The organism is Hymenobacter sp. (assembly GCF_035709525.1).
Taxonomy (GTDB): Bacteria; Bacteroidota; Bacteroidia; order Cytophagales; family Hymenobacteraceae; genus Hymenobacter.
Genome location: NZ_DASTEP010000232.1, coordinates 1 through 8,764, shown reverse-complemented (window position 1 = coordinate 8,764; position 8,764 = coordinate 1). Strand labels below are relative to the sequence as shown.

Here is an 8,764-nt window from a genome sequence, read left to right as displayed (position 1 = left end):
GGGGGACTAGGGGGTGAGGTTCACGCGAGGCGAGCCACTTTAAAGCTAAGTTTGCCCCCATGCGCCTCCTCCCCCACCTGCTCGCCGCGCCGCTCCTGCTCGCCGCCCCCGCCGCCCGCGCCCAAACCACCGCCAGCCCCTGGAACGGCAAGCAGTGCGCCGTGGTACTGACCTACGACGACGCCATCGACGCCGACCTCGACAACGCCCTGCCAGCGCTCGATTCGCTGGGGCTGCGGGGCACGTTTTACCTCATTGGCTCGTCAGCGGTGGTGGCCAAGCGGCTGCCCGAGTGGCGCCGCGCCGCCCAGCGCGGCCACGAACTCGGCAACCACGCCCTGATGCACCCCTGCGACGGCACCCTGCCCGGCCGCAGCTTCGTGACGCCCGACAACGACCTGAGCAAATACACCGTGCGCCGCGCCGTGGCCGAGATTCGGGCCACCAACACGCTGCTCCAGGCCATCGATGGCAAAACCGCCCGCACCTTCGCCTACCCCTGCGGCGACCGGCAGATTGGGGGCGTGAATTTTTACGACCAGCTAAAAAGCGACTTCGTGGCCGCCCGCGGCGTCACGGGCAGTCTGCCCACAGCCGCCCAGGTGCAGCTCGACAATGTGGCTTGCTACTCCATCAACGGGCAGCCGGCCCAGTATATGCTTGACCTGGTGAAGAAAGCCCAGCAGACGCACACGCTGCTGGTATTCCTGTTTCACGGCGTGGGCGGGGGCCACGCGCTCAACGTGGATTTGGCCGCGCACCGGCAGTTACTGCGTTATTTGAAAGCGCACGAAAAGGACATCTGGGTAGCGCCGATGGTGGAAGTGGCCGAGCGCGTGCGGGCGGTGCAGCAAGTGGCCGCAGCTGGGAAATAAAGTCTGTCATTGCGAGCTACGCTACCTGCGCCCGCCCCGCCACCTGCTGCTGCTTCGCGGCCGCGCCCGTTTCGCGCAGCAGCAGGCTGGTCAGAATAGCCACGCTGGTGCACGCCACCCAAAACAGCCCGCCCGCCTGAAAGTGCGCCGCCGGGTCGGGCGCGTGGCCCAGGCTTTGGCCGTAGAAGCGCGCAAACAGCGGCCCCAGCAGCGCCGACACGCCAAACGTGAGGAAGTTCATGGCCCCGGTGGCGCTGCCCTTCACCTCGTCGGGGTTGGCTTCCTTGATGATGGAATACGGAATCATGGCCGCGCCCGAGGCCACGCCGAATAGCAGCAAACTGAGGTAAAGCGGCAGCAGCGCCGGCAAGTACAACTGCTGCAAGCCCACCAGCCCCATGCCCACCGCCCCGAGCAGCAGGGCGGGCTTGCGGCGGCCCAGGCGGTCGGCGAGCCAGCCCAGCAGCGGGCAGCCCACTACCCAGCCCAGCGGCACCATCGAGCAGGCCCAGGCGGCGGCGGCGTAGCTCAGCTGCTTGTCTTGCTGCAAGGCCGCCACGCCCCAGTTCATGGCAAAAATGGTGGTGGGCGCAAATAGCAGCCCCGCCACCAGCCCGCACAAGTACGACTGCGGGTTGCGGAACACAATCTTATACGGTGCCAGCAGCCCGGCGCGGGCGGCCGGCTTTTGAGCTTGCTCCGAAGTATCGTCGGGCGTAATAAAGTACAGCGCCACGCCGGTGGCCAGGTTGGCCAGGCCCATCAAGAGCCAGTAGAAACGCACGTCGAAGCCCTGGTGCACCAGCGGCCCGGCCAGCGACTGCCCCAGCGCGCCGCCCAGCATACCTAGGCACTGCGTGGCCCCGATGGCCGTGGCCAGCGACCGCGCCTGAAACCCGCGCGACGCCAAATAAACCGAGCCCGTGAAGGCAAACGCCGAGCCCGCGCCTTGCAGCAGCCGGCCGCTGGTGCCGGCCACCGCGCCCGGCACCGCAAACAGCGCGCAGCCCAGCGCCACTAGGGCAATGCCGGCCGGCAGCGCGTACTTGGCCCCCGTGCGGTCGAGGACCACGCCGGCCACCAGCCCCGCCACCGAGTAGGTGTAGTAGTAGGTGCCCAAAATGGCCCCCACCCCGGCCGTGCCCACCCCAAATACCTGGCCCAACTCGGGCAGCATCACGGCCGGGCCCGAGCGCACGGCGTATTCCAGAAAGTAAAAAAGCAGCGAGCAAACCCACGCGATAACGTAGGGCCGGGTGCGGCGGGCGGGACTGAGTTCGGTCATTTCGGGCAGGTAGGGTGTCTTGGCTAACTACCCGCCGAAGCCAAAAGTTGGGCGGTGGTGCTTAAATAGCCTGGCGCCTAGGCGCGGTAGCCAGTGCGCTGAGCGTTGAGAACATGGCGCATCTGGGGTAACGAGCGGCACTTATTTTTACCGGCATGGCCAGCATTCTTTTGTTGCAATTACGCAAGGGATGGTGGCCATTAGCTGCATGAAACACTACCTGCCACTAAGTTGGCTGCTACTAGCGGGCTGCGCCAAGGCCCCAGTCCTCACGCCGCCGACCACCCAGGCTACCGCGCTTATTCGCCTGACCGAAGAGTTTACTATTCTGGCCCCACTGGTGAAGGCTGAATCAGCCAGTTATCCTCCTAGGCGCTACTTCGTGCTGCCGCCAGCGCCAGCCACCGCGTCCGAAATTTACTCGCTGGCCGAAGCTCAAAAGCTGCTGCGTGAATCGCCCGACCTGCTCAATCAAATAGCCGAAATTCCTTTCTTTAGCCCGCTGGCTTCCGGGCAGCAGCGAGCCTTATCTGCAAACCGCCTGCAAGTGCTGCTGCACAAGCGGCCTGATTTAGACTTGGGCTGGCTGTGGCTAGCGGCGTTGCAAAAGGATTCTGCGCAGGCACTGGCTTCTGTCTCACGGGCTTTAGCGCTCAACGGGCAGGTTGGCACTTATTACCGTAGGCGCGCTAGCCTCTACAGCGCACAGGGCAACTACCTCGCCGCAGCCCGTGACCTACGCCGCGCCCTGCCCCTCTATCGCCTTCGCTGGCAAGTATATAGCGAGCTAGCCGATACCTACATGCTGCTACGCGATGACCAGCAATACGCGACCATCTGGAACCAGCGGCAAACTGAGATGCTTCAAGCACTCCGCCACCTAAAGCGCCGGGCTGGGCATGATATTTTTTCGCAAGACAGTGTGCGGCGGCTGCAAGAAGATATTGCCTATGGCTATTTATTCAAAGCCTTATATTTTATCGAGCAGCGCCACCTGCCCGCCCTGGGCTGCCCCGATTTGGCCCAGGCGGCCGCAGCTGGCGTAGCCGAGGCACCCGCGCTACAGCGGCAATACTGCCCACCCAGCAATTCATCAGGCAAAATGAGGTAGCCACCTTGGCTTGGCAGTACTGCTCTGCTAGTTACTACAGTAGCTCAATTCCATTAAGTGGAGTATACGCAACACCCGAAAGCCCGATGGCGTCCTTGTGAGAAAAACCCTACCTACTTAAGTATGAAATCAAGCTTCTGGTATGGCCTGGGCAGCCTGCTGCTACTAGCGGGGCCGCTGCACGCCCAACGCCTGGCCGGGGCCTGGCAAGGTGTCGAAACTGATGCCGGCGACCCGCGCTACTACCCGGCCGTGCTGCGCCTGCAAGGCAAGGATGCCAACCTGTTCGGCGTACTTTATCAAGAAGTCGGCAGCCAGCCTAGCACTACGGTTACGTTTCAGATGGAAGGTGCCCGCAGCAGCGCCAAGCTTCAGCTCAAGCATGTGCGCAAGCTCAACGAAACCGGGGGCAGCTACCGCAGCTACTGGTGCGTCGGCATCATTGCCTTCACCTACGACGCCGCCTTGGAAAAGCTGACCGGCCACGCTACTTACCGCCCGGTGGGCGACTGCGACCACGGCACGTTTACCTTCTACCGCGTCAAGCTCAAGTCGGCCGCCACCGTGAAGGCAGGCGCAGCGAGCGCCCTGCGCGTGTCGGGCCGCGACGTGCGCTGGTTTGCCGACGCCGAGCTCAAAAAACCGCTTGCGGAAGGGAATATCTACCAAACCAAGCTTAGCAAAACCACTACGTTTTACCTCACCCAGGGCTTTTATCCCAGCGCCGAAAAGATTGTAACGCCCGTTACCATCACCGTTACGGGTAAGGCCCCAGCTACCCCGCCGCGCCGCGCGCCCACCCCGCCGCCCGCGCCCACCGACGCGGCGAAAGCCACGCCCCCAGTGGCTGCCGCGCCGCCCGCCGCCTCCGCGCCGGTAGTGTTGCCCACCGTGCTTTTCAGGCAAGGCACGGCCGAGCTGCTGCCCGAAGCCAGCCCGGCCCTCGACCGGCTGGCCGCCGACCTGCGGGCCGCGCCCGCCCTGCGCCTGCGCATCGCGGGCCACACCGACCGCCTCGGCGAGCCCGGCAAAAACCAGGTGCTCAGCGAGCAGCGCGCCGAAGCCGTGCAAGCCTACCTGGTGAAAGCCGGCGTGCCCGCCGCCCGCCTCGAAGCCGCAGGCTACGGCGACACGCGCCCGCTGCACCCCTCGCCCGACGTGCGCAACCGCCGCGTAGAAGTCGAAAAGCTGCCGTAGCGTCCCGCCGGTGCGCGGACTGCAAAATCCGCGCAACGGCGGGCCTTATTTTTACGGCCTCTCATGGCCGACGTCGACCTCCGCGCTTCCCTCCTCGCCCAGCTCGTGGCCCGCATCGCGGCGCTGCAATCGCCGGGCACACCGCACCACCCGGCGGGCCTGTTTCCGAGTTTGCGCTGGAAAACGGCCCTGGGCTACCAGCGCGAGGACTCCAACGGCTTCTTCACTTCGCTCATCGTGTTTACGCTGCGCGAAATACAGGGCCAGCTGCCGGTAGCAGCACGGGCCACGGTCGATACTATTGCCGCTAAGGCGCTAGTTATTTACCCATTATATCAAAGCAAGAGCGGGCTCGATACGTATAATTTTTACCCGCCGCGGCCGGGGCAGCATTTTCCGCACGGCTACTTGCTGCACCGCAGCCGCCACTTCGCCGCGCCCGACGACCTCGATTCGACCTCGCTCGCCTACCTGGCTTATCCGCGCCCGGCTGCCCAAAACCACTGGCTCAAAACCAAGCTGCGCGCCCACGCCAACACCGTGAAGGGCTGGGCCGGCACCGGCCCGGTGGCTTTTCGAAAAAAGAAAATCTACTCGGCGTGGTTTGGCGAGCGGATGCCGATTGATATGGACGCCAGCACCTTATCCAACGGCCTGCTGTGGGTGGTGCGGTCGGGTTTGCCGCTCGATGAGTTTGACGAAGACAGCCTAGCGTTCATCAACTGGGTTATCGCCTCGGGCGAATACCGCCGCCGCCCGCTCGACGTGTCGGCCTACTACGCCACCGCGCCGCTCATCGCCTACCACGTGGGCCGCCTGCTGGCCGAGGCCGATTTGCCCCAGCTCGCCGAAGCCCGCGCCACGCTGCTACGCGAGCTGCCGGGGCTGCTGGCCGCGAGCCGGCACATTATGGATAAAGTGTTGCTGGGCATCACCTTGCGGCGCCTGGGCGCGCCAGCGCCGCCACTGCTGGGGGCCGGCTTAACCTTATTTGAATTGGAAGCGAAGAGCCGGGGGCTGTATTTCTGCATCGCGCCGCTGCTCAATTATTACCCCCAAACGCGCTGGCTGGCCGGCTGGAAATTGAGTCAGATTGATTGGGAATGCCCGGCGCACTCGCTCACGCTGCTGGCCGAGTACGTGGCGCTGGGCGGGACGTAAGTCAGTGTAGCGTAAGCTTTAGCTTGCGAGCGAGCGCAGCGAGCAGCGGCGTCAGGCAAACGCCAGCAAACGCCGCTGCTCGCTACGCTCGCTCGCAAGCTAAAGCTTACGCTACACCGAACACTTCCCAGCTCAGCGCCCGCGCCCGCTCAAACGCCGCCGCATCCAGCCCCAACGCCTCCCCGCGCCCGGCCAGAAAGCCCACCAGATTCTCGGTAGCCAGATTACCCGTGAGGGCATCGCCGGCCATGGGGCAGCCGCCGATGCCGCCCAGCGCGCTGTCGAAGCGGCGGCAGCCGGCCTCGTAGGCCGCCGCTACGTTGGCCTGCCAGGTAGCAGGTGTGGTGTGCAGGTGCGCCCCAAAGGCTATTTGCGGAAAGGCCGGAACCAACTCCTTGAATAAGGGCGTAATGAGTGCCGGCGTAGCCGTACCTACAGTATCGGAAAGGGCCACGATGCGGATGCCCAGCGCGGCCAGCTCGGCCGTAAAGCCGGCTACCAGGGCGGGGCTCCACGGGTCGCCGTAGGGGTTGCCGAAGCCCATCGAGAGGTATACGACCAGCATTTTGCCGTGGCGCTCGCAGAGGGCGTGCATGGCGGCCACGTCGGCGCGGGCCTGGGCGGGCGTCTGGTTGGTATTGCGGAGCTGGAAGGTCGGGCTCACCGAAAGCGGGAAGCCCAGGTAGCTGATTTCGGGGTAGCCGACGGCCTGCTCGGCCCCGCGCAGGTTGGCCACGATGGCTAGTAGCTTGGTTTGGGTCTGGCTGAGGTCGAGGCCGGCCAGCACTTCGGCCGTGTCGCGCAGCTGCGGAATGGCCCTGGGCGACACAAACGAGCCGAAGTCGAGCACGTCGAAGCCCACGGCCAGCAACTGCTGGAGGTAGGCGGTTTTGGTGGCCGTCGGGATGAAGTCGGGCAGCCCCTGCATGGCATCGCGGGGGCACTCGGTGAGGATGATAGGCGAAGTAGGCACGGGTGGGAAAGGTAGGGCGATGAAGCGTCAAAAATACGTAGGGCCGCCCCGCCAGCGCGGCCACTCTACGAAACTTGCCCACCGGGGCTGGTGTTGGGCGGCTATGCTTTTTTCGTTCCCTGCCGCCCCCGGCGCCCGCCGGGCGGGCGGCCTGTTGGTCGCGCTGCTAGCGCTTTTCAGCAGTTGCAGCAAAACCCAGACCCTGAGCGCGCTCTTCCAGAAAACCACCCCGCACGACGACTACGCCCGCGCCCTCGACCGCGCCGGCCTGCGCACGGCCGCCCTGGGCCAGCGCTGGCAGGCCGCCGCCGAGCAGGCCCTGCGCGATTCGCTGGTAGTGCCGCTGCCGGTGCTGGAAACCGGCTATTTCCGGGCCGAGCAGCCCACCGCCGCCAGCTACCGCTACCCGGTAAAGGCCGGCGAGCAGGTGCACATCCGGCTCACGCTGCCGCCCGGCACCACCTCGCCGCGGGTGTTTGTCGATGCCTTTGCCCTGGTCCCCGGCCAGCGCCCCGCGCTGCTAAAGTGGGCCGCTACCGACACCACCACGGCCGGCACGCTCGCCTACAGCTACCGCGCCGACGAGGCCGGCCAGCACCTCGTGCGCGTGCAGGCCGAGCTGCTGGCGGCCGGCCGCTACACGCTGCGGCTGTGGCGCGGCCCCAGCCTCACTACCTTTCCGGTGCAGGGCCGCACCGACCAGGCGGTGGGCAGCTTTTGGGGGGCCGCGCGCGATGGCGGGGCGCGCCAGCACGAGGGCGTGGACATCTTCGCGCCGCGCGGCACGCCCGCCGTGGCGGCGGTGGCCGGCACCATCACCCGCGTGGCCGAAACCGCCATCGGTGGCCGCGTGGTGTGGCTGACGGAAACTACTACCGGCCAGCACCTTTACTACGCCCACCTCGACCGCCAGCTGGTGCAGCCCGGCCAGCAGGTGCGCCCCGGCGACGTGCTGGGCCTGGTCGGCAACACCGGCAACGCCCGCACCACGGTACCGCACCTGCACTTCGGCATCTACCAAAGCGGCCGCGGCGCCGTCGACCCCTGGCCTTTCCTGCACCGAGCCGACCCCGTGCCGGCCGGCCTGCCCGCCTCCGCTCCCAACTACTTGAGCCAGTGGGTACGGGCGCGGGGCAAAAACCCGGCCGCCGTAGCCTTTGCCGGCCTGGCCGGGGCGCCGCTGGCTGCTGCCACGCCGCTGCGGGTGCTGGGCCAGCAGGCCCAGCGCCTGCGCGTGCAGGCCCCCGATGGCCGGCTGGGCTACGTGGCGGCCCGCGCCGTGGCGGCGGCGCAGCCGCTACGCCGCTTCGCGCTGCCTGCCGAAACAGAGATTCAAATCCAGCCCTCGGCCGGGGCAGCCGCGCTGGCGGCCTGGCCGGCGCGCACGCCAGTAGCGGTGCTGGGCCGGGCCAGCGGCTACGCGCTGCTACGCGGGCCGGCCGGGCAAGAAGGCTGGGCCAAGATTTAGCCGGGTGCCTGACTCAGGCTGGGTGTGCGGCGCATCTTTGCGTCTTACGTTATTCAGTTCGTGCGCCAGCAGAGATGCGGTTACGTACCAGACCGGGCTTAACAACGACAAGGCGCAAAGATGCGCCGCTACATCCCACCTCCATTTCGCTGCCATGACCCTGAAAATAAACCGCCTACAGCACATTGGCCTGCCAATAACCAACCTGCCAGCTTCGCAGGCTTTTTATGAGAAGCTGGGCTTTGCGGCCGTGATGCGGGCGGGCTTCGACCACGAAGGCGGCCGGGGCCAGGTGGCCATGATGCAGCGCGGCGACATCATCATCGAGCTTTATCAGATGCCCGAGCCGGAGCTGAGCCGCGTGCGGCAGCGCTCGGACGGGCGCATCGACCACATCGCCTTCGATGTAGATGACATCGAGGAAACTTACGCGCTGCTGAAAAGCGAAGGCTTTGCTATCGTGGAAGCCCAGCCGATGTTCCTCAATTTCTGGAAAAAAGGCTGCCGCTACTTCAATATGCTGGGGCCAGACGGCGAGCGCCTGGAGTTCTGCCAGATTCTCTGAGAACCTGGCTTTTCGCTTAACGGCCTTGAAAGAACGAGTCATGCTGAACGCGGTGAAGCATCTCTTATCGCTTTGTTGGACGGTTGACAACGAGGCGATAGAGATGCTTCACCGCGTTCAGCATGACTC

8 protein-coding genes are annotated in these 8,764 nt (G+C 65.7%); 6 read left to right on the top strand and 2 right to left on the bottom strand.

Annotation, left to right across the window (positions count from 1 at the left end):
• The first annotated feature begins 59 nt into the window (after nucleotides 1-59).
• Nucleotides 60-875, top strand: coding sequence for a polysaccharide deacetylase family protein (locus tag VFO93_RS20320; protein ID WP_325136226.1), 816 nt, complete (start codon nucleotides 60-62; stop codon nucleotides 873-875).
• Between the two features lie 16 nt (nucleotides 876-891).
• On the opposite strand, the gene VFO93_RS20315 is transcribed toward VFO93_RS20320, so the two are convergent.
• The gene (locus VFO93_RS20315; RefSeq protein WP_325136225.1) at nucleotides 892-2,160 is read right to left on the bottom strand and encodes an MFS transporter; all 1,269 of its coding nucleotides are present in this window, start codon (nucleotides 2,158-2,160) and stop codon (nucleotides 892-894) included.
• A gap of 208 nt (nucleotides 2,161-2,368) precedes the next feature.
• Here VFO93_RS20315 and VFO93_RS20310 point away from each other — a divergent pair, with 208 nt between their 5' ends.
• The 3 genes from VFO93_RS20310 (at nucleotide 2,369) to VFO93_RS20300 (ending at nucleotide 5,629) form a co-directional block, all read left to right on the top strand.
• Nucleotides 2,369-3,271 (top strand): hypothetical protein, encoded by a 903-nt coding sequence (locus tag VFO93_RS20310; RefSeq protein ID WP_325136224.1) that lies wholly within the window; start codon nucleotides 2,369-2,371, stop codon nucleotides 3,269-3,271.
• Between the two features lie 123 nt (nucleotides 3,272-3,394).
• The gene (locus VFO93_RS20305; RefSeq protein ID WP_325136223.1) at nucleotides 3,395-4,468 is read left to right on the top strand and encodes an OmpA family protein; all 1,074 of its coding nucleotides are present in this window, start codon (nucleotides 3,395-3,397) and stop codon (nucleotides 4,466-4,468) included.
• Nucleotides 4,469-4,531: 63 nt separating this feature from the next.
• Nucleotides 4,532-5,629 carry a hypothetical protein gene (locus VFO93_RS20300; RefSeq protein WP_325136222.1) on the top strand — a complete coding sequence of 366 codons (1,098 nt, stop codon included), beginning with the start codon at nucleotides 4,532-4,534 and terminating at the stop codon, nucleotides 5,627-5,629.
• A gap of 106 nt (nucleotides 5,630-5,735) precedes the next feature.
• Here the strand turns inward: VFO93_RS20300 and VFO93_RS20295 are convergent, their stop codons facing one another.
• Nucleotides 5,736-6,602 carry a hydroxymethylglutaryl-CoA lyase gene (locus VFO93_RS20295; RefSeq protein ID WP_414653607.1) on the bottom strand — a complete coding sequence of 289 codons (867 nt, stop codon included), beginning with the start codon at nucleotides 6,600-6,602 and terminating at the stop codon, nucleotides 5,736-5,738.
• Between the two features lie 103 nt (nucleotides 6,603-6,705).
• Between VFO93_RS20295 and VFO93_RS20290 the strand changes: the two genes are divergently transcribed.
• Nucleotides 6,706-8,070 carry a M23 family metallopeptidase gene (locus VFO93_RS20290; RefSeq protein ID WP_325136221.1) on the top strand — a complete coding sequence of 455 codons (1,365 nt, stop codon included), beginning with the start codon at nucleotides 6,706-6,708 and terminating at the stop codon, nucleotides 8,068-8,070.
• A gap of 154 nt (nucleotides 8,071-8,224) precedes the next feature.
• Complete coding sequence (locus tag VFO93_RS20285) at nucleotides 8,225-8,635, top strand: VOC family protein (RefSeq protein ID WP_325136220.1); 411 nt, start codon at nucleotides 8,225-8,227, stop codon at nucleotides 8,633-8,635.
• The last annotated feature ends 129 nt before the right edge of the window (nucleotides 8,636-8,764 follow it).

Excerpts from the sequence above, each read along its gene's own strand:
- VFO93_RS20320 (WP_325136226.1), top strand. The coding sequence starts at position 60 with ATGCGCCTCCTCCCCCACCTGCTCGCCGCGCCGCTCCTGCTCGCCGCC.
- VFO93_RS20315 (WP_325136225.1), bottom strand. The coding sequence starts at position 2,160 with ATGACCGAACTCAGTCCCGCCCGCCGCACCCGGCCCTACGTTATCGCG.
- VFO93_RS20310 (WP_325136224.1), top strand. The coding sequence starts at position 2,369 with ATGAAACACTACCTGCCACTAAGTTGGCTGCTACTAGCGGGCTGCGCC.
- VFO93_RS20305 (WP_325136223.1), top strand. The coding sequence starts at position 3,395 with ATGAAATCAAGCTTCTGGTATGGCCTGGGCAGCCTGCTGCTACTAGCG.
- VFO93_RS20300 (WP_325136222.1), top strand. The coding sequence starts at position 4,532 with ATGGCCGACGTCGACCTCCGCGCTTCCCTCCTCGCCCAGCTCGTGGCC.
- VFO93_RS20290 (WP_325136221.1), top strand. The coding sequence starts at position 6,706 with ATGCTTTTTTCGTTCCCTGCCGCCCCCGGCGCCCGCCGGGCGGGCGGC.
- VFO93_RS20285 (WP_325136220.1), top strand. The coding sequence starts at position 8,225 with ATGACCCTGAAAATAAACCGCCTACAGCACATTGGCCTGCCAATAACC.